General features: G+C 61.3%; 21 protein-coding genes and 1 pseudogene. 1 reads left to right on the top strand and 21 read right to left on the bottom strand.

Features of this window, described 5'->3' with window-relative positions; genetic code table 11:
* Positions 1-75: 75 nt before the first annotated feature.
* From F3K02_RS07140 to F3K02_RS07080, 13 genes are read right to left on the bottom strand one after another with little or no spacing between them, the layout of a single operon-like run.
* Positions 76-519, bottom strand: coding sequence for a PaaI family thioesterase (locus F3K02_RS07140; protein WP_127806058.1), 444 nt, complete (start codon positions 517-519; stop codon positions 76-78).
* Positions 516-1,394 carry an SDR family oxidoreductase gene (locus F3K02_RS07135; protein ID WP_056278294.1) on the bottom strand — a complete coding sequence of 293 codons (879 nt, stop codon included), beginning with the start codon at positions 1,392-1,394 and terminating at the stop codon, positions 516-518. The genes F3K02_RS07140 and F3K02_RS07135 overlap by 4 nt, the downstream gene beginning before the upstream one ends.
* Positions 1,391-2,254 (bottom strand): SDR family oxidoreductase, encoded by an 864-nt coding sequence (locus F3K02_RS07130; protein ID WP_127806057.1) that lies wholly within the window; start codon positions 2,252-2,254, stop codon positions 1,391-1,393. The genes F3K02_RS07135 and F3K02_RS07130 overlap by 4 nt, the downstream gene beginning before the upstream one ends.
* 9 nt (positions 2,255-2,263) lie before the next feature.
* Positions 2,264-3,862: an acyl-CoA carboxylase subunit beta gene (locus F3K02_RS07125; RefSeq protein ID WP_177134663.1), complete on the bottom strand. Its 1,599-nt coding sequence runs from the start codon at positions 3,860-3,862 to the stop codon at positions 2,264-2,266.
* Positions 3,863-3,872: 10 nt separating this feature from the next.
* Positions 3,873-4,373: a biotin/lipoyl-containing protein gene (locus F3K02_RS07120; protein WP_206610672.1), complete on the bottom strand. Its 501-nt coding sequence runs from the start codon at positions 4,371-4,373 to the stop codon at positions 3,873-3,875.
* Positions 4,374-4,375: 2 nt separating this feature from the next.
* On the bottom strand, positions 4,376-5,905 hold the full coding sequence (locus F3K02_RS07115; protein ID WP_241559555.1) for an acetyl-CoA carboxylase biotin carboxylase subunit: 1,530 nt from the start codon (positions 5,903-5,905) through the stop codon (positions 4,376-4,378).
* The gene (locus tag F3K02_RS07110) at positions 5,902-7,110 is read right to left on the bottom strand and encodes an ABC transporter substrate-binding protein (protein ID WP_177134662.1); all 1,209 of its coding nucleotides are present in this window, start codon (positions 7,108-7,110) and stop codon (positions 5,902-5,904) included. The genes F3K02_RS07115 and F3K02_RS07110 overlap by 4 nt, the downstream gene beginning before the upstream one ends.
* Before the next feature lie 56 nt (positions 7,111-7,166).
* Positions 7,167-8,369 carry an ABC transporter substrate-binding protein gene (locus F3K02_RS07105; RefSeq protein WP_177134660.1) on the bottom strand — a complete coding sequence of 401 codons (1,203 nt, stop codon included), beginning with the start codon at positions 8,367-8,369 and terminating at the stop codon, positions 7,167-7,169.
* 41 nt (positions 8,370-8,410) lie between these two features.
* Positions 8,411-9,457 (bottom strand): branched-chain amino acid ABC transporter permease, encoded by a 1,047-nt coding sequence (locus F3K02_RS07100; RefSeq protein WP_177134658.1) that lies wholly within the window; start codon positions 9,455-9,457, stop codon positions 8,411-8,413.
* Positions 9,457-10,329 (bottom strand): branched-chain amino acid ABC transporter permease, encoded by an 873-nt coding sequence (locus F3K02_RS07095; protein ID WP_177134655.1) that lies wholly within the window; start codon positions 10,327-10,329, stop codon positions 9,457-9,459. Before F3K02_RS07095 ends, F3K02_RS07100 begins: the two co-directional genes overlap by 1 nt.
* Positions 10,329-12,197 carry an AMP-dependent synthetase/ligase gene (locus tag F3K02_RS07090; protein WP_177134653.1) on the bottom strand — a complete coding sequence of 623 codons (1,869 nt, stop codon included), beginning with the start codon at positions 12,195-12,197 and terminating at the stop codon, positions 10,329-10,331. Before F3K02_RS07090 ends, F3K02_RS07095 begins: the two co-directional genes overlap by 1 nt.
* Positions 12,194-12,976 carry an ABC transporter ATP-binding protein gene (locus F3K02_RS07085; protein WP_177134651.1) on the bottom strand — a complete coding sequence of 261 codons (783 nt, stop codon included), beginning with the start codon at positions 12,974-12,976 and terminating at the stop codon, positions 12,194-12,196. The genes F3K02_RS07090 and F3K02_RS07085 overlap by 4 nt, the downstream gene beginning before the upstream one ends.
* Positions 12,977-12,984: 8 nt before the next feature.
* Positions 12,985-13,776: an ABC transporter ATP-binding protein gene (locus F3K02_RS07080; RefSeq protein WP_127806049.1), complete on the bottom strand. Its 792-nt coding sequence runs from the start codon at positions 13,774-13,776 to the stop codon at positions 12,985-12,987.
* A gap of 627 nt (positions 13,777-14,403) precedes the next feature.
* Between F3K02_RS07080 and F3K02_RS07075 the strand changes: the two are divergent.
* Positions 14,404-14,863: pseudogene (locus F3K02_RS07075) on the top strand (IS30 family transposase); the annotation flags it as partial.
* A 126-nt stretch (positions 14,864-14,989) separates the two neighbouring features.
* On the opposite strand, the gene F3K02_RS07070 reads toward F3K02_RS07075, so the two are convergent.
* From F3K02_RS07070 to F3K02_RS07035, 8 genes are all read right to left on the bottom strand, one after another.
* Positions 14,990-16,696 carry an electron transfer flavoprotein-ubiquinone oxidoreductase gene (locus tag F3K02_RS07070; protein WP_177134645.1) on the bottom strand — a complete coding sequence of 569 codons (1,707 nt, stop codon included), beginning with the start codon at positions 16,694-16,696 and terminating at the stop codon, positions 14,990-14,992.
* Between the two features lie 60 nt (positions 16,697-16,756).
* Positions 16,757-17,266, bottom strand: a complete 510-nt coding sequence (locus tag F3K02_RS07065; protein WP_127806047.1) for a MaoC family dehydratase — start codon at positions 17,264-17,266, stop codon at positions 16,757-16,759.
* 144 nt (positions 17,267-17,410) lie between these two features.
* Positions 17,411-18,043: a TetR/AcrR family transcriptional regulator gene (locus F3K02_RS07060; RefSeq protein WP_127806046.1), complete on the bottom strand. Its 633-nt coding sequence runs from the start codon at positions 18,041-18,043 to the stop codon at positions 17,411-17,413.
* A gap of 97 nt (positions 18,044-18,140) precedes the next feature.
* Positions 18,141-18,932 carry a 2-ketocyclohexanecarboxyl-CoA hydrolase gene (gene badI, locus F3K02_RS07055; protein WP_177134643.1) on the bottom strand — a complete coding sequence of 264 codons (792 nt, stop codon included), beginning with the start codon at positions 18,930-18,932 and terminating at the stop codon, positions 18,141-18,143.
* Positions 18,933-18,991: 59 nt separating this feature from the next.
* Positions 18,992-19,789, bottom strand: coding sequence for an SDR family NAD(P)-dependent oxidoreductase (locus tag F3K02_RS07050; RefSeq protein WP_177134641.1), 798 nt, complete (start codon positions 19,787-19,789; stop codon positions 18,992-18,994).
* A 249-nt stretch (positions 19,790-20,038) separates the two neighbouring features.
* Positions 20,039-21,289 (bottom strand): ABC transporter substrate-binding protein, encoded by a 1,251-nt coding sequence (locus F3K02_RS07045; protein ID WP_177134639.1) that lies wholly within the window; start codon positions 21,287-21,289, stop codon positions 20,039-20,041.
* Positions 21,290-21,407: 118 nt separating this feature from the next.
* Positions 21,408-22,259 (bottom strand): ABC transporter ATP-binding protein, encoded by an 852-nt coding sequence (locus tag F3K02_RS07040; RefSeq protein ID WP_177134637.1) that lies wholly within the window; start codon positions 22,257-22,259, stop codon positions 21,408-21,410.
* Positions 22,260-22,269: 10 nt separating this feature from the next.
* On the bottom strand, positions 22,270-23,217 hold the full coding sequence (locus tag F3K02_RS07035; RefSeq protein ID WP_235501455.1) for a branched-chain amino acid ABC transporter permease: 948 nt from the start codon (positions 23,215-23,217) through the stop codon (positions 22,270-22,272).
* Positions 23,218-23,259 lie beyond the last annotated feature (42 nt).

The following is a 23,259-nucleotide window of genomic DNA, read 5'->3' as shown; positions in this document are numbered from 1 at the left end:
AAAATCCTTCCGCCGCCCGATGATCATTTGCATTGAGCGGCAGTGCTTTGCCGGGCGGTCTCCGCCGAGCACCGATCAGACCGCTTTGACCAGTGACTTGGTGTAGATGCGGTAGGTGCCGATGCCGCGCGACACGATGTCTCCGTCGAGTGCGTCGAGCGTGACCTTCACCGACACATAGGCCAGCGTCTTGCCGATGTGGTCAGGCGTTGCCGATGCAAACAGGATTCCTGTGCCGACCGCACGGATGAAATCCACGGTGAGCGTGACCGTTACCGACGACTGGATGAGCTGGCCGCTGCCTGGGATCGGCCGGTCGATCAGGGTTCTGCCCCCGACCGCATCGAGCAAGGTCAGGGGCACGCCGCCGTGGAGCACGCCGTGGGGGTTGAGGTGGTCGCGCCGGATCGGCAGCCGGAAATACAGGCCGCGCTCGTTGGGCAGGATGTCGTACCCGACGAGCTGCTGAAAAGGCCCGTGGGAGTACGTTGCCGACGGAAGAGGGGGCTGTGAGGTCACTCTTGATCGACCTTGAAGTAGTCGGGTTTTCCGGCTGGCCAGAACTCGCCCCACAGCAGCATCCCGCCTTCGACGTTGAGCACCTCGCCGGTGATGAACTTGCCCGAGGGTGCGGCGAGGTAGACCACCGCCTCCGCGATGTCCTGCACGTCGCCGGCCCGTTTCATCGGATTGCACGAGTAGAAAGTGGAAACGTTTTCTTCGCGGTAGTTGTTGAAACCGTTGCTCTCGATGGCGCCGGCGCCAATGCAGTTCAGGCGGATGCCGTGCTCTGCCCACTCGATGGCCAGCGTGCGCGACAGCGCAATGACGCCCGCGCGCGAGGCGGTGGTGTGCGCCATGCCCGTGAGGCCGCGGTCGATGGCGGCGGTGATGTTGACGATGTTGCCGGGCCGGCCTTGCTCCACCCAGCGCCTGGCCGCGCCCTGCATCATGTACCAGCTGCCATTGAGGTTGGTGTCGATCACCGCGTTCCAGCCCTTGACGTTGAAGTCCATCGCATGGGCGGCAAACTGGCCGCCAGCGTTGTTGACCAGCACGTCGACGCCGCCCAAACGTTCCCACACGGCACTGAGCATGGCGTCCACCTGCTCGGGGTCGCGGATGGTCATCGGGTAGGTGATTACCTCACGGCCCGACAGCGCGCGCAGTTTTTCGGCGCAGTCCTCGAGTTTGTCGGCCTTGCGCCCGCAGATGGCGAGCGTGGCACCCAGCCGCGCGAACAGGAAGGCAATCGCCTTGCCGATGCCACTGCCGGCGCCCGACACCAGCACCACTTTGCCGGCGAAAAGGTCGTCGCGATAGACCGTCGGGAGTGCGGCCAGGGCCTCGTCGCCCGGGCCGAACTTGGGGTGTTGCGAGTCAGCCGAATTCATGTGTTCACCTTGAAGTAATCGGGTTTGGCGATGGTCCAGACTTCGCCCCAGAGCACGCCGCCGCCATCCACCGTGAGCAGTTCGCCGGTGACGAACTTGCCGCTGGGCGCGCTGAGGTAGACCGCGGCCTCGGCCACGTCCTGCACGTCACCGACATGTTTCATCGGGTTGGCTCCGGCGAAGGCCTTCACCGCCTCGGGGGAGTACTGACGGAAGCCGGTGCTGGCGATCGCTCCAGGCGCGATGCAATTGACGCGGATGCCGTATTGTGCCCATTCCACCGCGACCGTTTTGGACAGATAAGTCACCGCGGCGCGCGCAGCGCAGGTGTGCGCCACGCCCGGCATGCCCCGCTGGAAGGTGGCGACGATGTTGACGATGTTGCCCCGCGTGCCGGTGCCCTGCCAGCGGCGCGCCATCGCATGCATCATGTACCAGGTTCCGTTCAGGTTGGTGTCGATCACCGCCTTCCAGCCCTTGACGCTGTAGTCCAGCGCCCGCTGCGGGAATTGCCCGCCGGCGTTGTTGACGAGCACGTCGATGCGTCCGAAGTGCAGCCAGGCCACGTCGATCAACTGTTCCACCTGCTCGGGATCACGGATCGTCATGGGGTGCACCAGCACATCAGGGCTGCCGAGCCGGCGCAGCCATTCGGCGCAGCTCTCTAGCTTGGCTGGGTCGCGCCCGCAGATGACCAGCTTGGCGCCCAGGCGCGCGTACAGGAAGGCGATGGCTTTGCCGATGCCGCTGCCGGCGCCGCTGACCATCACCACCTGGCCTTCGAAGAGTCCGCTCTGGTAGACGGTGGGGCGGGTTGCGAGGGCTTCATCGTCGAAGCCGAAGGTGGTGTCTTCTGTCATGTTGTCCCTTCAGAATCGGAAAATTCCGTAGTGCGGGTCGGCGATCGGGGCGTGTGCGGCGGCTGAGAGCGCCATGCCCAGTGCGTTGCGGGTGTCAGTGGGCGCCAGCAGACCGTCGTCCCACAAGCGCGAGGTGGCAAAGTAGGCGTTGGATTCGCGCTCGGCCTTTTCGTACACGCGCTGGCGCAATTGCGCCATCTCGGCCTCATCGGGCGTGTGGCCCTTGCGGCGCAACTGCGCGATTTTCACGTCGGCGAGGGTGTTGGCGGCCTGATCGGGGCCCATCACCCCCATGTGCACGTTCGGCCAGGCCCAGATCATCCGTGGATCCCACGCCCGTCCGCACATGCCGTAGTAGCCCGCACCGAAAGCAGCGCTGGTGATGACGGTGAACTTGGGCACCTCGCTGCCAGCCTGCGCCATCAACATCTTGGCGCCGTCCTTGGTGATGCCTTCCATTTCGTAGTTGCGGCCGATCATGTAGCCGGTGGTGTTTTGCAGAAACACGAGCGGTGTACGGTTCTGGTTGCACAGCGAGATGAAGTGCGCCGCTTTCTTGGAACTGTCGCTGAACAACACGCCGTTGTTGGCGAGGATGCCCACGCGGTACCCCCAGATGTAGGCGTAGCCGCAGATCAGCGTGGTGCCATAAGCGGGTTGGTACTCGTGGAAGCGGCTGCCGTCGACGATGCGGGCAATGAGTTCGCGCTGGTCAAACTGCACCCGGTGGTCGGGCGAGACGATGCCCAGCATTTCGTCGGGATCGTAGTAGGGTGGCTCGGCATCGCGTTCGGGCAGGTAGCTTTTCGTCGCGGGCTTGAACTGCGCAACGATTTCTCGGCAAATAGCGATGGCATGGGCTTCGTTGTCGGCTGGATAATCGACCGTGCCGGATACCTGGGTGTGTAAATCACAGCCTCCGATCTCGTCGGCGGTGTGCTCCTCACCGGTGGCGGCCTTCACGAGCGGTGGCCCGCCGAGGAACACGCCGCCGGTGCCACGCACGATGATGCTGTAATCGCACAGCGCCGGGATGTAGGCACCGCCGGCGGTGCAGTGGCCGAACACCATCGCGACCTGCGGCACGCCGGCCTTGGACAGCAGGCATTGGTTGCGGAACACCCGGCCACCCTCGATGTACACGCCTGACAGTTCTTCAAGGAAGGCGCCGCCGCTGTCGCACAAATGCAGGACCGGCAACTGGTTCTCCAGCGCGATGTCCAGCAGTCGTGCCAGCTTGCGTGGCGTGAGCGTGTACCAGACACCGCCCTTGACGCTGGAATCGTCGGCGTGGATCAGCACCTCGCGGCCACTGACCACGCCCAGGCCAGTGACCACGTTGGCACCCGGGACCTCGCCGTTGTAGTCCTCGCAGGCAGCCAGCGCCGAGAACTCAAGAAAGGGCGTACCGGGATCTAGTAGCAGGTCCAGCCGTTCACGTACCAGTAATTTGCCCTGCGCGCGCACGCGCTTGATCTCATGCGGCGGACGTTGGTGGCGCGTGATTTTCATGCGCTCGCGAAAATTCGCGACGATGGCGCTCATGGCTTGATGGTTTCGCCGGAACGCTTCGGATGCGGTGTCGATGCGGGAGTCGATGCGTTTCATCAATCGGTTCTCAGGGGTCTTGCAGCGTCACGAGGGTGGACTTGAGAGCGAAGGTGTTGCCAACGGCAAAGTGCACAGTCTTGACCCGGGCGTCGCGCGGTGCCGTCAGCGTGGTTTCCAGCTTCATGCTTTCGATCACGATGAGCGGTTGGCCCGTGTGCACGGCATCGCCGGCTGCCACATGAACCGCGATCACCGTGCCGGGCATTGGCGCCTGCAGCAAGTCGGAAGCGGCACCGGCCCGGTCGCCGCCGGAGGCTGCGCTGAGATCGATCACCTCGACTTCAAGGGCACCGGTGGCCGCACTGTGCACGAATCGACTGTCGCCTTGCGCGGCGATCCAGACGGCTTGCGGGCGCTGATCCACGGTGACCCGCCAACGGCCATCAGGCAGCGTCTTCCCCTGCATCTCGAATTTGCGTTCGCCATGGCTGACGTGGAACACGCCATTCGCTCCACGTGTTACCACGAGGTCATGGGTCTGGCCATTGATGACATAGCGGCGGCGCATCGTCAATTCCTCCAGGGTCCCATGGCGGCGTGCATCGCGGGAATGGCGTGCACGGCGCGCAACAGTTCGCGGTCGGCGAGCACCGCCGATGCCAGTACCAGGTCGATGTCATCGGGGGTGAGAGACTCGCGCAGCTCGTCGGCACAGCGTGCCAGCATGCCGGTGTCGGCCTGCCCGGCACGGAACTCGGCATGGCGCAGTGCCCGCGTGAGGTAGCGTGCGTTGGTGGTCAGACCCAACAGCACCGATTGCTCAAGCGCCAGGATGGAGCGTTCGATAGCCTGTGCACGCGTGTTGCCATGGCAAATAATTTTGGCGATCATGGGGTCAAATGCGGCAGTTACCGCCTGTCCTTCGCGCACGCCGACATCAACCCGCACGCCGGGACCAGAGGGTGGTCGCCAGCACAGGATGTCACCGGTGGAGGGGCGAAAATCATGCTCGGAATCTTCGGCGTAAAGCCTGCATTCGATGGCGTGACCAAGCTGCGCAATGTCCGCCTGGGTGTAGCCGAGCGGCTCACCCTGGGCGACGCGTACCTGTTCGCGAACGAGGTCAAAGCCCGTCACCATTTCGGTGACCGGGTGTTCGACCTGCAGACGCGTGTTCATCTCAAGAAAGTAAAACTCGCCACCGGCGCCGTAGATGAACTCCACGGTGCCGGCGCCGCGATAGTTGGCGGCGCGGGCAATGCCGGCTGCGGCTTCGCAGATATCGTGGCGCTGCACCGGTGAAAGGGCCGGGGAGGGGGTTTCTTCAATGATTTTCTGGAAGCGTCGCTGCACTGAACATTCACGCTCCCAGAAATGCACCAACTGGCCATGCGCGTCGCCCATCACCTGCACCTCGATGTGTCGCGGGCGCTCCACATAGCGCTCGACAAACAGCCGACCGTCGCCAAAATAGCGCTCACCTTCGCGCCGTGCGGTCTCGATCTCGCGCTCCAACACGGCGAGGTCACGCACGATGCGCATGCCCTTGCCGCCACCGCCGGCTGAAGGCTTGATCAGCAGCGGCGTACCCACCTGGCGGGCGCGTTCGACGAAGGTCGCCGGGTCGTCGTCCTCGATCACGCCGGGGGCAACCGGAAAGCCGCGTTCGGCCACGAAGTTGCGGGCACGCACCTTGTCGCCCATCAACTCGATGGTGTCGGCGCGCGGGCCGATGAAGACGATGCCGGCTTCATCGAGCGCGCGGGCGAAACCGGCGTTCTCCGACAGAAAGCCGTAACCGGGATGCACCGCCTGTGCCCCGCTGTGCCGACACGCTTCGACCAACTGCGCGATATCGAGGTAGGCAGCCACGGGTGTCGAGCCGTGCAATTCGACCGACTCGTCAGCCTCCAGCACGGCCGGGCTATCGGCGTCCACCGCGTGGTGGGCCACCACGGTGGCGAGCCCCATGCCCTTGAGTGTGCGCAGGATCCGCAGCGCGATCTCGCCACGGTTGGCGATCAGAACTTTTTGAAACACGGGCAGGACCCAGTTGTACGGCGGGTGACGGTCAATGCATGCAACGGCGTCTGGTGTCAATCGAGCACGGGGATGGGGTCGGACACGCGCTCGAAGCGGGAGTTTTTGGCGTCCGAACGCAACACGAGCACGCTGCTCGGCGAGTGCCGGTCATTGGGGCCAAAACTGATTGGGGAAGCCAGCCCATCGGTGCTGAAGTTCTTGGTTGTTTCCAGCTTCTCGACGACACAGGCGCGGGTCAGTGCCTTGCCACAGCGGCGGATCGCGTCCTCCATCAGCAGCGCACCGACGTAGGCCGTGATCGAATAGCGGTTGAGCAACTTTTGCTCGTCGGCCGGCAAGTATTTTTGTGCCAGCCCCATGAACTTGGCCATGCCTGGCACGGACAGGTCGGTCAGAGGTGGGACATAGTCGGCGACGAAGTAGCCGTCGCCCGCGGCACCGGCGAGCGCCTGAACAGGGGTCAGGTGGGCCGAGTGGATTGCAAGGATGGTCAGTGGCATCTGATTCTTGGCGGCTTCCTTCATCAGCATCGAATGCTCGGCCACTACGCCGCCCGACGCGAGAAAGGTCGCACCCACCTGCTTCAGACTCAGCATCTCGGCTGAGAAGTCCTTGGTGCCACGTTTGAAGGAAATCTCGGACACGCTGTTAAGCCCCATATCCTTGATCGCCTTCTGGTAGCCGCAACGCACGTCGCTGCCAAACTCGTCATCCTGATAGACCAGTGCAAACTTCTCCTTTTGCAGCTTCTTGCTCGTCACCATGTACTTCATGGCGGAGCTCAACTCCTGACAATAGGTTGGCCCCACCACGAATACCGTTTTGTTCGGTGGCGTGAAGTGCGCCGCTGCCACGGCCATCGCGTTGATGGTTGGCAAGCCTTGCTCGTTGATGTAGGGCAGCATGGCTTGCAGCATGGCTGAACCCGAGGTGCCGATCAGGCCGAAGATGCCTTCCACGTCGACCAGCCGCTTGACGCCTTGCACAGCACGCTGGGGCACATAGCCGTCGTCGTCCTGGCGAATTTCCACCTTGCGGCCGTTGATGCCACCGCGGGCGTTGACATCCTGCTCCCATACCCGCAAGGCGGCCATATGGGCCTTGCCCAGCAGGCTAGGGGGGCCGCTGACGGGTGTTACCGAGCCGAGGATGATCTTGGTGTCGGTCACACCGGGGTCGGCAGCTGCGGCGGTCGTGGCCGTCAGGCCGATGACCATGCCGAGCAGGCTGGAGGCGGCGTATCGAAAGTATTTGCGTGTCATGAAAAGGCACTCCTGGTTGAGTAATGGGGGGTGGGGCTAATGGCGCGTCGTCAGGATCACTTGGCGCTCAGAAATTCAGAGGCTCGCTCGAATTTCCCGGCGCTGGCATTCGCCTTGAGCAAAATGGGGCGGGTCCCCGACTGTCGAATATTGGGCCCGAAGGTCAAGGGGGCCATGATGCCGTTGCTGGTGAAACTTTTGGTCTGCTCGAGCTTTTCGACCACGCAGGCACGCGTGAGGTTTTTGGCACAGGCGTTGAGCGCTGATTCGAGCAACTGGACACCCACATAGGCGGTCAATGAATACCGGTTCATGTCCTTGACCTCATTGGCTGAAAAATATTTGTAGGTCAGTGCGGTGAGTTTGCCAATGCCCTGTGTTTGTGTGTCGGTCACTGGAGGCACATACTCGGCGACGTACACGCCGTCTGCTGCCGGGCCGGCCAGGGCCAGTACCGCAGGCAGATGCGAAGGGTGAGCGGCCAGGCGCACGGCTTGCATCTGGTTCTTCGCGATCTCTTTGAGCATGGCGGCGGTTTCGGTGATGATGCCGCCGGTCAGCACGAAGGTGGCGCCGGCGCGCTGCACGCTCAACACCTCGGCGGAAAAATCCTTCGCCCCGCGTTTGTAGGCAACTTCGATGCTGCTTTTCAAGCCGAGCTCTTTCAGGGCCTGTTCGTAGCCGCATTTGACGTCGGTGCCGTAATCGTCTTCCTGGAAGATCAGGCCGAACTTCGATCCCTGCAGCTTCTGGGATGTGACCAGATGCTTCATGCTGGCAGAGACCTCCTGGCAGTAAGTTGCCCCGATATTGAACAGCGTCTTGTGCGGTGGGTTGAAGTGGGCGCTGTTGACGGCGATATGGTTGATGGCGGGAATTTTCTGCTCGTCGATGATGGGCAGCATGGCCAGCAACTGCGACGAGCCGGAGGTGCCGATCAATGCAAAGATCTGTTCGACATCAATCAGTTTTTTCAGACCCTGGACAGCGCGCTGCGGCACATAGCCGTCGTCCTCGATGCGAATGTCGACTTTGCGTCCGCCGATGCCGCCGCGCGAATTGACGTCCTGCTCCCAAACTTTCAGGGTCGTGGCAATGGCCTTGCCAATGATGCTGGGCGGGCCGCTCAGCGGGATGACCGCGCCAAGCACGAGTTTCTCGTTCGTGACCCCGGGATCTGCCGCCAGTGCGCTGCCGAAGGTCAGTGCGGCGAGGGCGCCGAGGCAAAAGCGCTGGGTCAGCTTCTGTAGTGTTCGCATCGCAGGTCTCCTATGGAATAAGCAGCGCGTGTGCTGCGGGGTCAGAATCGGAAGGGCCAATGGGTCCAGTAATGCTTGATGTCGCGCCATCGCCCCATCAGGCCATCGGGCTCAAAACGCAGGAACAACACAATCGCGAGTCCATAAATGACGCCTTTGATCTCATAGGCGGCAGTGGAGCCCGACCCGCCGAAGCTGGCGCCGATCATGCCGAACACGAAGCCCAGGCTTTCGTTGAGCAGGACGATGAAAGCCGTTCCGAGCAAGGCGCCGGCTACAGAACCCAGGCCGCCGACGATGAGCATGGAGAGCGCCTCGATCGAGATCAGCAGGCTGAAACTGTCGACATTCAGGTAGCGTGTGTAGTAGGCCAGCAAGCCCCCGGCGATGCCGGTGTAGAAGGCGCTGACCATGAACGCCAGCAACTTGTAGCGCACCAGGTTGACGCCCATGGCCTTGGCTGCGATGTCGTGCTCCCGAATCGCCAGGAACGCTCGGCCAATGCGGCTGCGCAGGATGTTCAGGGTGATGAAGGTGAACACCACCACAAAGCACAGCACCACGTAGTAGTAGCCACGTTCTGCCCCCAGCGCCTGGCCGAACAGCGAGGGTTGCGGCACCGTCAGTCCTTCCGAGCCTCCGGTCAGGTCGCCACCGTTGAGGATCAGGTGGTTGATGATCACGGCAAATGCCATCGTCGTGATGGCCAGGTACAGCCCTTTGAGACGCAGCGAGGGTATGCCCACGATGATCCCGGCGATGGCCGCGCTCACGCCACCGGCGAAGATGGACGCCAGCATTGGCCAACCAAGTTTGCTGGCCACGATGCCGGCCGTGTAGGCGCCGACCGCCAGAAACCCCGAGTGCCCGAGCGAGATCAGCCCGGTGGTCCCGGTCAGCAGGTTCAGGCCCAACACCCCCACCGCTGTGATCAGCAGCAGCAGAATGACGGAGACATAGTACTTGGCCAGCAGCAGTGGCGCGGCCGCCAGCAGCGCCACCAGCAGACACGACCAGACGATGACAGGAACCGAGTCGGTCAGTGCCAGCAGCTGACGATAGTTTTGTTTGAAGTTTCCGCTACGCATCAGACACGCTCGATTTCAGGTTTGCCGAACAGGCCATAGGGTCTGACCATAAGGACGACGAGGATCAAAACAAAACCGGCGATCTCCTTCATGCCGCGGCCGATATAGCCTTCCGACAGATTCTCGACCACCCCGATCAGGATGCCGCCGAGTGCGGCGCCGAACACCGAGTCCAGCCCGCCCAAGATGACCGCGGGAAAGCTGCGCAGACCTGTCGTCCACATGCCGGGATTGACGTCGTAGATCACGCCGATCAACACGCCCGCAATGGCGGCGAGCCCCGCCGACAGGGCCCAGGACAAGGCGAAAATGCGCTTGACATTGATGCCCATCAGCAGGGCTGCAGTTTGCACGTTGGCGGTGGCACGCATGGCGATACCGACCCGCGAATAGCGAAAGAAGGTCCACAGGCCGAGCAGTACGGCCGCCATCAGCCCAACGGAATACAGCTGCGCCGGGTACAGGCCGGCCGGGCCGATCTTGATGACCTCCGTTGGCAGGCCGGCATTGAGCGGCATGGGGTCTGCGCCCCAGATCAGCACCACCACCGAGCGCAGGATCACGGCCAGGCCAATGGTCACCATCACCGTGGAGAACACCGGCTGACCAAGCATCGGACGGATCAGCAAGACCTCGATCAGCAGGCCGATCAGCACCGAGGCCGCGACAGTTGCTGCCAGCATGAGCCAGAAGCCAAATTGGAAGGTGCCGGCCAGGGTGAAGGCGATGTAGGACACCAGCATCATCAGCTCGCCCTGGGCGAAGTTCACCACGCCGGTGGCGCGGTAGATCATGGCAAAGCCCATGCCGATGAAGCCGTAGACCAGGCCGACGGCGATGCCGGAAATGACCAGTTGCAAAAAATAGTCCATCAGCCCGCCCCTCCACCGTAGATGATCGCGATCTCTTTCGCGAAAGTTTTTTCAATGACGTTGCGGCGCACCTTCTGGGTGGCGGTGAGTTCGCCGTCGTCGTGGTCGAGTTCCTTCTCCAGAATCAGGAACTTGCGGATGTTCTCGACCCGGGCAAACAGCTTGTTCACACGCTTGACGTCCTCGTCGATCAGTTCGCGCACCTCGGGCAGCGCGGCCAGGCTCTTGTAGGTGGTGTAGGCCAGTTTGCGTTCTTGTGCCCACTTGCCGACTGTTTCGTAGTCGACCTGGATCAGCGCCGCCAAATAGTGGCGTCCGTCGCCCAGGATGATCGCCTCGCGCACATACAGGCTGTCCTTGAGCGCGTTTTCGATCTCCGAGGGCGCGATGTTCTTGCCGCCGCTGGTGATGATGATGGCCTTCTTGCGGTCAACGATCATCAGCTCGCCGTTGTCGGCCAGTGCCACGATGTCGCCGGTGTGCAGCCAGCCGTCCACCACGGTCTTGGCGGTGGCGCCTTCGTCGTGGATGTAGCCCTTGAACACGGCGGGGTGCTTGACGACGAGCTCGCCGTCCTCCGCGATCTTCCAGTTCAGGCCGTCGATGGGCAGGCCGGTGGCGCCCAGTTTGATCGCTTTTTCATGCTGGAAGAAGATCACCCCGCCGGACTCGGTCATGCCGTAGACCTGGTACACCGGAATGCCGAGGATGCGGAAGAACTTCAGTACCTCGGGCGAGACGCTGGCGCCGCCACAGAAGCCGCACTGCATGCGGTCCAGGCCGACGAATTTCTGCAGATTGCGAAACATCAGCAACCACAGAACGAAGAAGTGCAGGCGATCCGACAGACTGCGCTGGCCCCCTTGCGCCTCGACCTTTTCGAACAGACGGCGCCCGGCATCGAAGCAGCGCTGGAAAGCCCAGCGCTGAAAGCGCGAGGCGTCCTGCATGCGGATCAAAATGCCTTGCTGCAGCTTTTCCCAGATTCGCGGCACGCCCAAAAACACCGTGGGTGCGATCTCGCGCAGATTGACGGCCACTGTGTCGATCGATTCGGCGTAATTGACCACGCCACCGGTGAGCAGGTGCATGACCGTCGAGAAGGCACGCTCGGCCACGTGGCACAACGGCAGGTAGCAGACCACTTCGTAGTTGTGCCGGTCGAGCTTGAAATGCTCTTTCATCTTGTCCACGGAGATGATGAGGTTGCGGTGCGAGAGCATCGCGCCCTTGGGCGGACCCGTGGTGCCCGAGGTATAGACCAGCATGCAGGTGTCATCGGGCTGGGTGTCCTCGATGGCACGATCAAAGGCGCTCGCGTGCTGGGGCGATGCCGCGGCGTATTGGTCGCCAAGCTCAAGCACGTCCTCGAACGACATCAGCTTGTCGTGTTTGTAGCCGCGCATGCCCTTCATGTCGACGCAGATGATCTTCACCACATCGGGCAGGCCGGTGTCGTGCTTGGCCATGGCGTCGAGCACCTTGTCGACCTGTTCTTGATCGCCGCAGACCACGAACTTGCTGTTCGAATGATGCACGATGTATTGCAGTTCCGGCCACGGGTTGGTGGGGTAGATACCCACCACGACACCGCCGATGGCTTGCGTGGCCAAGTCGGTGAACATCCACTGCGGACTGTCCTCGCTGGCAATCGCCAGCCGGTCGCCCTTGTCGAAGCCCAGAGACTTGAGACCGAGTGCGAAGCGGCGCGCCGTTTCGAAATAGTGCTGCCAGGTCATCCGGTTCCAGATGCCGTAATCCTTCTCGCGAAACGCGAGCGCATCCGGAAAGCGCTGTGCCCAGTGCTGGAGCAGCTTGGGGAATGTGGTGTTGCCGTCGCGCAGCAACGCGTCCAGGTTGTCGATCACGCGGCCTCCTTGGTCTTGCTGCCCAGGTAGGCGTCGATCACCGCCGGGTTGGCCGATATCTCGGCCGGCGTGCCTTCGCCGATCTTGCGGCCGAAGTTGAGCACGCAGACGCGGTCGGAGATGTCCATCACGATGCCCATGTCATGCTCGACCATGAGGACCGAAATGCCGAGTTCGTCGCGGATGTCCAGCACGAAGCGGGCAATGTCTTCGGTCTCCTCGCTGTTCATGCCCGACACCATTTCGTCCAGCAGCAGCAACTTGGGCTCGGTGGCCAGTGCGCGCCCCAGCTCGACCCGCTTTTGCAGGCCATAGGACAGGGTGCCCACCGGCATGTCGCGAATTTCCTCGATTTCGAGAAAGTCGATGATCTCTTCCACCTTGCGACGGTGTTCGAGCTCCTCGCGCCGCGCCCGTCCGAAGAACCACGAGGCATCCAGCACGTTGGTGGCCATGTGGCAGTGGCGGCCGACCAGCAGGTTGTCCACCACGCTGGCATGTTTGAACACTGCCAGGTTCTGGAAGGTCCGACCGATGCCGATGGCGGCAAGGCGGTGCGCCGGCATGCCGGTGATGTCGTGGCCATCGAAATGCACGGTACCGCTGCTGGGCTTGACGACGCCGCTGATCATGTTGAAGGTGGTCGTCTTGCCGGCCCCGTTGGGGCCGATCAGGGAATAGATTTCGCCGCGCCGGACGTGAAAACTGACACTGGCAACGGCTTCGACGCCGCCGAAGCGCTTGGACAGGGTTTCGACCCTTAACAATGTGTCGTTCATGTTTTTTCTCAGGAGAGCCAGCGTTTGCGCCGCTTGTAGTGCTTCACGTCGCGCATGTTCTTGCGCGATCCGCCTTCGCCGAAGCCGAGGTAGAACTCGCGCACGTCGTCGTTGCGCAGCATCTTGTCGGCCTCACCGTCGAGCACCACGCGGCCGTTTTCCATGATGTAGCCATAGTCGGCAATGGCCAGCGCCATCTGTGCGTTCTGCTCCACCAGGAGAATGCCCATGCCTTCCTGGCGGCACAGGCGGGTGATGATGTCGAAAATCTCTTCGCTGATCTGTGGCGCCAGACCGAGCGTGGGCTCGTCGAGCATCAGCAGTTTCGGGGACGACATCAGCGCGCGGCCGATGGCCACCATCTGCTGTTCGCCGCCCGACAGGTAGCCTGACACCGTGCTGCGTTTTTGCACCAGACGCGGGAACAGCCCATACACCATCTCCATCTGGCGCCTGGCGTCGGTCACACTGCGCGTGTAGCCGCCCATCACGAGGTTTTCCTCGACCGTCAACTGGTCGAACAGGCGGCGCCCCTCGGGCACCATGACCACGCCGGCGCGCACGATTTCGTCCGGAGCCAGGCCGGTCAGCTGGCGGTTTTCAAACGTGATCTGGCCACCCTTGATCTCACCGTCTTCCGGATACAGCACGCCCGAAATGCCTTTGAGCGTGGTTGATTTCCCGGCCCCGTTGGAACCGAGCAGGGCGACTATGCGACCTTTGCCGACGGCCAATGAGGCCTCTCGCACCGCCTCGATGGTGTTGTCGTAAACGATCTGGACATTGGTGAGATTCAGCATGACAGGCCGTTACTTGCGCTGTGCTGCGGCGACTTAACCATTGAACGGGTATGCCGGTCGAGCGTAGTGGAGGGGTGCGCCAGGATGGCAGCCGCAGTCGTGCAGACCTTCGGCTCGGATGGGCCGGGTGCATGGGCGCGACCAGGGTCTCTGGTTGCCAGGGTGCCGGTCGAGGGGGCAGTTAATTTTCTCAAAGGTTGTCCCGTGTTGGCCGTGTTGGGCAGCGTGCCTGCCATGTGCCTTGCCGTTCGGTAGGCGCCATGCCTTGTTTGCATGGCGCTAATCTAACGGTAGTTAGGCTGGCGTCAACTCGGGAAATCCCTATGCAGGTGCCATCACGTCCGGGTGCAAGTGCGGGCGGCAACTTCTGGCCAGGCTCGCTACAGCATGAATGCCGGTGATTCACCGTCGGCGGATTCAAGACTGAAGTGCAACACCTGCCCCCGAGTACGGTCCGCAGATGCAAAGCAGCCCACCCAAGCGCAAACGACTACCTCGCAACAAAGGAAAAGGCCGAAGAGCTCAGATACTATTGCTCCGGCCCCATGAATTTTGAACTTTCGTGGATCGTTTGCCTGTGGCAGTCCGTCCACGACTCGCGACTTCAAAGTGCCGGATCAATAGATGGACATGGTGAGCATCCAGGTGCGTCCGCCCGAGATTGAAGACCGGCAGTTGCCCGGGCACGGGGAGGGTGACCTGATCAAGGGTGCTGCGAACGCCAGTGCGGTGGGCACCCTGGTGGAGTGCACCAGTCGGGCTGCTCATGCTCATCAAGCTGCACGGGTTCAAGCCCGCCAGCGCGGTCAATGTCCTGCAGGCCTTCTCTGACAAGCTGCTGAGGCTCGCTGAGCCTATGTGCCAGAGCATGACGTACGACCAGTGCCGGGAGAAGGCGATGCACAGGGAACTGAGCCGACGCACGGACATTGCGGTGTACTTCTGTTACCCCCACAGCCCTTGGCAGCGAGGCTCTAACGAGAACTCCAACGAGCTGGTGCGCCAGTACCAGCCCAAGGGCTCGGACCTCTCAGGGTACAGCCAGGAGCAGCTCGATGCGATTGCCGATCAGATCAACAACCCGCCCTGGAAGGGGTAGGGCGCACGATCCCCCTCTGGCAGTCTATCGGGACCTCCTGCTCAATAGCACGCAACACCCACCCTCGTTCATTGAAACCCAGGGTATTGCACTTTAGATTTGAATCACTCTCGGCTACATTCCCGCGTAGTTCGGCCCGCCGCCGCCTTCTGGCGTGACCCAGACGATGTTCTGCGTCGGATCCTTGATGTCGCAGGTCTTGCAGTGCACGCAGTTCTGCGCGTTGATCTGCAGCCGGTCCGAGCCGTCGTCGTTCTTTACGAATTCGTAAACGCCGGCCGGGCAGTAACGGCTCTCGGGGCCGGCGTATTTCGCCAGATTGATCTGCACCGGCACGCTGGCGTCCTTGAGCGTCAGGTGCGCGGGCTGGTTTTCTTCGTGGTTGGTGTTGCTGACGAACACGCTGGAGAGCCGGTCGAAGGTGAGCTTGCCGTCGGGCTTGGGGTAGCTGATCTGCGGCATCTCGGCGGCCGGGCGCAGGCTGGCGTGGTCGGCCTGGGTGCGGTGGATCGTCCAGGGCGGACGCTTGATGCCAAGCCTGGGCAGCAGCCACTGCTCAATGCCGGTCATCAGGGCTCCGACGAGGCTGCCCTTCTTGAACCACTGTTTGAAGTTGCGCGACTGGTCGAGTTCGGTGTGCAGCCAGCTGTTTTCGAACGCAGCGGGGTAGGCGCTGAGTTCGTCGCCGCTGCGTCCGGCGGCCAGGGCTTCAAACGCGGCTTCGGCGGCCAGCATGCCGCTCTTGATGGCGGCGTGGCTGCCTTTGATGCGTGCGGCGTTCAGGTAGCCGGCATCACAGCCGATCAGCGCGCCGCCCGGGAACACGGTCTTGGGCAGGCTGAGCAGGCCACCGGCGGTGATGGCGCGCGCGCCGTAGCCGATGCGCTTGCCGCCTTCGATGTGGGCGCGAATGGCGGGGTGGGCCTTCCAGCGCTGCATTTCCTCAAAGGGGCTGAGCCATGGGTTCTTGTAGTCGAGCCCGGTGACGAAGCCCAGCGTGACCTTGTTGCCTTCCAAGTGGTAGAGAAAACCGCCGCCGTAGGTCTGGCTGTCCATCGGCCAGCCGGCCGTGTGCACCACCCGACCAGGTTGGGCGCGGGCCGGGTCGATCTCCCACAGTTCCTTGATGCCGATGGCATGGCTTTGTGGATCGCGGCCTTCGTCGAGCTTGTATTTCGTGATGAGCTGTTTGCCCAGATGGCCGCGCGCGCCTTCGGCAAAGATGGTGTATTTGGCATGCAACTCCATGCCGAGCTGGAAGCCGTCGTGCGGCAGGCCGTCCTTGCCAATGCCAAGGTTGCCGGTGGCGACACCCTTTACCGAAGGTAAATTCCCGCTCTCCGAACCGTTGTCGTTGTACAGCACCTCGGCGGCTGTGAAGCCGGGGAAGATTTCCACGCCCAGGGCTTCCGCCTGCTCGCCCAGCCACTGGGTCAGGGCGCCCAGGCTGATGACGTAATTGCCCTCGTTGTCGAAGCAGTCGGGCACCAGGAAGTTGGGCGTGCGCCTGGAGCCGGTTTCGCTCAGGAAAAGCACGTCGTCACCGGTGACGGGTTGGTTCAGCGGTGCGCCCAGCTCCTTCCAGTTGGGGAAGAGTTCGTTCAGCGCGATGGGGTCCATGACCGCGCCGGAGAGGATGTGAGCACCGGGCGCGGCGCCTTTCTCCAGCAGCACCACGGAGACGTCCGCGCCCTTTGCTGCCGCGAGCTGCTTGAGACGGATGGCTGTGGCCAAACCGCCGGGGCCGGCACCCACCACCACCACGTCGTATTCCATCGCCTCGCGCGGGCCGTATTGTTCGAGCAGGGAGGTGGGCTTCATGCGGAGAGAGTCAAAAAGTTGGCGACCCTGGGGCCGAAGTTGACGAAAAAAAAGGGGGGGTCAGGGTCGGCTGTCGACCGGCAGCGGCGGTGCGGTGCGCGGTGCGCCGTCACGTTTGTAGACCATCACCGTGCGTTTGAAGGTGCAGACAATGACGCCGCTCTGGTTATAGCCTTCGGTGCGCACCGTGACGACGCCGACATTGGTTCGCGACCGCGACTCGCGCCTGTCCAGCACCGTGGTGCGGGAGTAAATCGTGTCGCCTTCAAACACCGGATGCGGAAGTCGAACTTCGTCCCACCCCAGGTTGGCCATGACGTTTTGCGAGACATCGCTCACCGTCTGCCCCGTCACGAGGGCCAGCGTGAGGCAGGAATTGATGAGCGGGCGGCCGAACTCCGTCTGCGCGGCGTAGTGGGCATCGAAGTGCAGCGGAGCCGTGTTTTGCGTCAGCAACGTGAACCAGATGTTGTCGTTCTGGGTCAGGGTGCGGCCGAGGGCATGCCGATACTCGTCGCCGACCTCGAAGTCTTCATAGAACCGGCCGCGCCACCCTTCCTTGACAGTCATTTTTTGATCCTTCGGTGTGTTGTTCAATTTGCGAGTTCCCAGATGCAGTCGGTTGGCGTGCCACTGAGCCACGTAGGCGACATGGGGACCATGGTTGTCCGTCTCTCGGCCCGGCCTATTGAAGTTGCCGGCAATGCATTGCGGCTATGCTTTGTCATGCATGAGAATTCCATCGAACACGATCGCTGTGATTTGGCGTGAGAAATCCTGAAAAGAGCCTCGTTGGGGGTTGTACCACTCGACGGTCCAGTTCAATGCCCCAATCACGAAAAGCCGAATCATGGCCGTGCTGGTGTCCTGGCGCAACTCGCCGCTGGCGAGCGCTGATTCGAACAGCCGATCCCAATAGTCTGCGTAAGCCCGCCGCACGATCCGGTGGCGATTTTTTGCGCTGGTCGGGATTTGGCCGTAGATGCGGATGTTGGCTGACGTAAAGTCGCCATAATGCAGCATTCCCCAGAGATGGCCTTCAATGCCAGCGGCGATTCGGTCTCGCCAGGGTGCACTTTCGGGAAGAGCCGCAACACGGGTGCGCACGGCATCGGCGACGATGGTGATGCCTTTGTCCAGTACCTCGCCCAGGATCTGCTCTTTCGATTCGAAGTGATAGTAGATGCTGCCGGCTTTGACGCCGGCAGCATCCGCAACCTCGCGCAAAGTAGTTGCCGCATAGCCATGATGCCTGAACAGCCGTGCAGCTTCGAGCAGCACCCGTTCACGTGTAGCGGGGCCATCTGCGTTATCTTTGCTGAGCTTTGCTTCTGTACTTGGCTTCATATTGACCGTTAGTTAGATCCAAAAAAAAGCAAATCGTATCAAACTTGGCTTTGGTCGAAGGGGCAGACTCGTGCATTGGCGCGTCGCAAGGGGTTGCTCACTTGCTCCCGTTGGTCCACTGCCTGAAATCAGGCCGGCGTTTTTCCAGGAAAGCGCTCACGCCTTCTTTGGACTCTGCCGTGTCGTAGTACAGGCTCAGCGCTTGAAGTCCCAGGCTGCCGATCCCGCGAATGTGCTCGGTGGATGCGTTGAAAGAGCGTTTCGCGATCGCCAGAGCGGTCGGGCTTTTTTCGACAATTTCCTTGCACCAGCGGACGACTTCGGCGTCGAGCTGGTCGTGGGGCACGACGGCGTTGCACAGCCCCATGGCCAGGGCTTCCTGCGCACTGTAGCGGCGGCACATGTACCAGATCTCGCGTGCTTTTTTTTCTCCAACCACATGGCTCAGGTACGCCGTGCCCCAGCCAGGATCGACCGAGCCAACCTTTGGGCCGACCTGGCCAAACACGGCCTTTTCCGAGGCAATGGTCATGTCGCACAAGGTGGCCAAGACATTGCCACCGCCAATGGCGTAGCCCTGCACGCGGGCGATCACGGGCTTGGGTACGTCACGAATGGCGCTGTGAAACTCTTCCACCGGGATGCCGATGGTGCCGCGGCCGTCGTACTGGCCGGCATGAGCCGACTGATCGCCGCCGGTGCAGAAAGCACGGTCACCCGTTCCCGTGAGCACAATGGCGGCGATTCGCTTGTCCCAGCCTGCTTTCATGAATGCCTGCAGCAGTTCCTCGACGGTCTGGCCGCGAAACGCATTCATCACTTCGGGGCGGTTGATCGCGATGTAGGCCACCGAGTCGAGTTCTTCGTAGAGGATGTCCTTGAATTCCATGGGTTTTCCTTTTTGTCTGCTATTTCAATGCCGCATGTCTTTCGACCGTGCCCGGGCATTTACCCAATCATGCTGTAACCGCCAGACACTGAAAGAACCTGTCCGGTGACATGGCCCGCAACCTTCGCTGAAGACAGGAAGACGACCGCATTGGCAATATCCTGTGGCCGCCCCACCTTGCGCAGTGGCAGCGCCTTGGCGACTTTTTCCAGTTGCTCCGGCGTGAACATGCTGCCGGCATCGATCCACATGCTGCTTCCGCCCACTTCGTCGGTGGTACTGGGGATAGTGACGCCGGGGCAGACCACGTTGCAGCGAATGCCATAACGACCGTTTTCCTTGGCGATCGTTTTCATGAAGCTGTTGATGGCGGCCTTGACGCCGCCATACACCGCTTCACGTGGCTCACCTTGCCGACTGGCGTCAGAGCTGATGGAGACGATGGAGCCGGCGTTGCGAGGAACCATGACTTCAAGCGCGGCCTTGGTGCAGTTGAGTACGCCGAGGTAGTTGATGTTGATGATCTTTTGCCACAGATCGGGGGTCGTCTGCGTGAAGAACATCAACTGGTCCCAGCCGACGTTGTTGACGAGGACATCGACGCCGCCGAACTTGTCCGTGGCCGCCTTGAACATGGCTTGCACCTGGTCAAGTTGGGTGACATCGGTCTTGACAACCTGCGCCGACGCCGCGCCGCTCGCCAGCGCAAGTTCTGCCGTCTTTTGCGCCTGCTTGTCGTCGATGTCGCCGATGGTGATGTTGGCGCCTTCCGCGGCGAAGCCGAGCACGATGCCGCGGCCAATGTTCGAGCCACCACCCGTGACGATGACCGATTTTCCTTTTAGTTCGAGATCCATACTGATTGCTCCTTGCGCTTTTGGCGCCACATTGGTGAGGATGAAATTATAACTATCTAACGATAGTTAGATCAGGGGGCGAGATTTCCTGTGTTGGATGGTGCGCCTGGCAGCTACCACTGCAATCCACTGTGGCATAGGCTGCCACCTGTCGATTCAAGAGAGGGATGAAAATCCGAGAAACAAGATGGGATGGTTCACGGTCAGTGCGCAACGCGCCTGACCGTGAACCATCCCAAGGGAAGGCAATTACTGTTTGTTCTTGGCGAACTCGCCAGATTCTTTCTTCACGATGTCCTGGATCACGTCGTCATATGCCGAGAACCAGTCAGTCTGAGGCACCCACTTGGCGCCATCCCACATGTCGATGCGGGTCTTGCCTCCGCCGCCATGGTCCTTGGTGGTCACCGTTACGGGGGCAAGCAGGCCTTCGGCGTCAAAGTTTTTCAAGCTTTCCAGACCGCGCTTCATTTTGTCAGGCGTGATGGGCCAGCCATTTTGTTTGATGGCCAGGCGAGCGCCCTCGAAAACGCTGGCATAGATGGCCAGACCAGTGTTGTAGTAAACATCGTTGAGATGCTTGCGGTCACCGCTGCCCTTGTTTTTCTCATACAGGTCCTTGATGATCTGCTGCATCAGCGGGTGGCTCTGTCCACCCGTCACGTTGGTGCCGCGCTTGAGGCCTTTTGCGTTTTCCAGACCAATGTTGGCAAGGTCAACTTCGTTGAGCCAATTGACGGAAAGGTACTTGTCCATCGGGATGCCGTTGCGCTTCATTTCGCGCGAGGCGACGACGTGCATGCCGGCCAGGTTCCAGCTGATCACCCAGTCGGGGTTGTTGCGGCGGATCTGGGACCAAGCGGCGGCCTGGTCATTGCCCGGCATCGGGTTGGGAACCAACTGCAGGTCAAAGCCCTCTTTGGCCGCGAGTGTCTTCAACACGCCGATCGGTTCCTGCCCGAACGGATAGTCGGGGTAGATGAACGAAATCTTCACGCCCTTGAGGTTGTTGTTGGACTTGGTTTTGATGTAGTGGATATTGTTGGCCATTTGACCCCAGTAGGTCGGCCCAATGGGGAAAATCCACTTGAACACATCACCATCGACCGCATCGCCACGACCTACAAAGGATTGCACCATCACATTGCCATCCGCCATGGCGCGCGGCAGAACGGCGCGGGAAACCGGCGTGGACAGGAAATCAAAGGCAATGGCGCCTTCGCGTTTCATCTTTTCGTAGCACTCGATGCCACGCTGCGGCTCGTTGCCATGGTCTTGAACCAGTATCTCGATGGGGTGGCCTTCAATGCCGCCTTTCTGGTTCAATATCTTGGCATAGTCATTCGCCGCCTGGGCGATTTGTGGCGTCACAAAGCCGTATGACTTGCTCAGGTCATAACACAGCGCGAATTTAACGGGCTGGGCTTGCGCCTGTGCAGACTGCAGACAGGCAAACGCCAATCCCAGACCTGCGACGATGGAAAGCAACTTGGATCTCATGTCTCTTCTCCTAATAATCGTACGGATAGAAAAAAAAGTCCAACGGGCACGCCGTACAGTACGGCCCATGACTGAACGTGAAATCAGGTATCGACGTGGACAAGGTAACCACGGGGGGTCAGGTCAGCCAACGTTTGCGCCGGCTATAGTGTTTGATGTCATGGAAACTGCGGCCTTCGGTGCCGCCGAGGTAAAATTCTTGGATGTCCGGATTTTTCTTCATGGCTTCTGCGCTGTCATGCATCACCACGCGTCCGTTCTCGATCATGTAGCCATGCGAGACGACCTCCAGAGCGGCGATTGCGTTTTGCTCCACCAGCAGAACGGACAGACCTTCTTCATTGTTGATGCGCCGGACAATGTCGAAAATCTCGGCCACCAGAAAAGGCGCGAGACCAAGACTCGGCTCGTCAAGCATCAGCAGCTTGGGTTGCGTCATCAAGGCACGGCCAATGGCGAGCATCTGCTGCTCGCCGCCTGACAGGTAGCCGGACTGCGCGGTGCGCCGCTGGTGCAAGCGCGGGAAGTAGCTGTAAACCATATCCTTGTTACGCAGCATGTCTTGGCGGGTGCCACGAACCGCCGAGGCCGCCACCAGGTTTTCGTCAGGCGTCATGTGTTCGAACACACGCCGCCCTTCCAGCACATGCACGATACCGAGCTTGACGCGCTCCTGCGGCGCCAGCGCATCGATGTTCTGACCCAGGAATTGCACCTCACCGCGGGTTACCAGGCCGCGCTCAGGGCGCAGCAGGCCGCTGATCGACTTCAGCGTCGTGCTTTTGCCAGCGCCGTTGGCGCCCAGCAGTGCCACCATGGCGCCTTGCGGCACATCGATCGAAACGCCCTTGATGGCGAGCGATACATGATCGTAGATGACCTCGACATTGTTCAGTGACAATATCAAGGCAGGTTCCGCAGTCTGGTTTTGCATCAGCGTTGGGGTGGAAGTCAAGTTGTCAGTCGCCATGATGTCGTTTTTACTTTCGGGCGTAGCCGAAGGGCCAGACCAGCAGGTAGTTGCGCAGATTGGTGTACATCTTGCCCAGCCCCATAGGCTCAACCAGCAGGAAAATAATGATCAGCGCGCCATAAACCGCATGTGGAATGTGGGCCAGCGTTTCGATCCCGAGCGAGATGCCCAGGAGCTGCGCCAGCCAGCCGATCAGACTGTTCATCAGGCCGGGCATCAACAGAATGAAGGCGGCCCCAAAATAGCTGCCGATGATGCTGCCCAGTCCGCCGACGATCACCATGGCCAGCAACTCGATGGAGACATTGACGGCAAACTGCTCCGGTGTGGCTGCTCGGTAGAAGGTGAAGATCAGGATGGCGCCGCTGATGCCGCCAATGAAGGACGAGGTGGCGAACGCCACCAGCTTGTAATACAGGCTGTGCACGCCAATGACCGCCGCAGCGAAGTCCTTTTCACGCACCGCAATGAGCGCGCGGCCAAGCCCGGTGCGGCGCAAGTTGAGCATGAACACGGTGACGATCAGGCACCAGCCCAGCGCCACGTAATAGAGTCCGGTATCCGAGGTGATGGCCTGGCCGAGCAGGCTGATGTCAGGTGCCTGCAGTGTGGCCTGGGTGCCGCCGCTGATGGCCGGCACGTGGGAGATCACCCAGTCCATCACGAACTGCAGGGCCAGCGTGCTGAGCGCCAGATACAGGCCTTTCACGCGCAGCGCCGCGAAAGCGAAAACGATGCCGATCACAGCGGCCATCACGCCGCCGAGCACCATCGCGATCTCCCAGGGAATGCCGTTGCGTACGCCGTGCACCGCCGTGTAGGCGCCGATGCCCATGATGGCGGCATAGCCGAAGTGGAACTGTCCGGTCCAGCCCAGAATCAGGTTCAAGCCGAGCACGGCCGCAGTCCACACCAGCCACGGTAACAGCTGGGTGCTGAGGACGAGCGTGCTCATGGTGAATGGCGCAGTTAACGCAAAGGCCAGCAACAAGCCGAT

It is taken from the genome of Hydrogenophaga aromaticivorans, assembly GCF_013387465.1.
GTDB lineage: Bacteria > Pseudomonadota > Gammaproteobacteria > Burkholderiales > Burkholderiaceae_C > Hydrogenophaga > Hydrogenophaga aromaticivorans.
The sequence above is the reverse complement of the archived record's forward strand: the minus strand, read 5'-3'. Positions and strand labels throughout refer to the sequence as shown.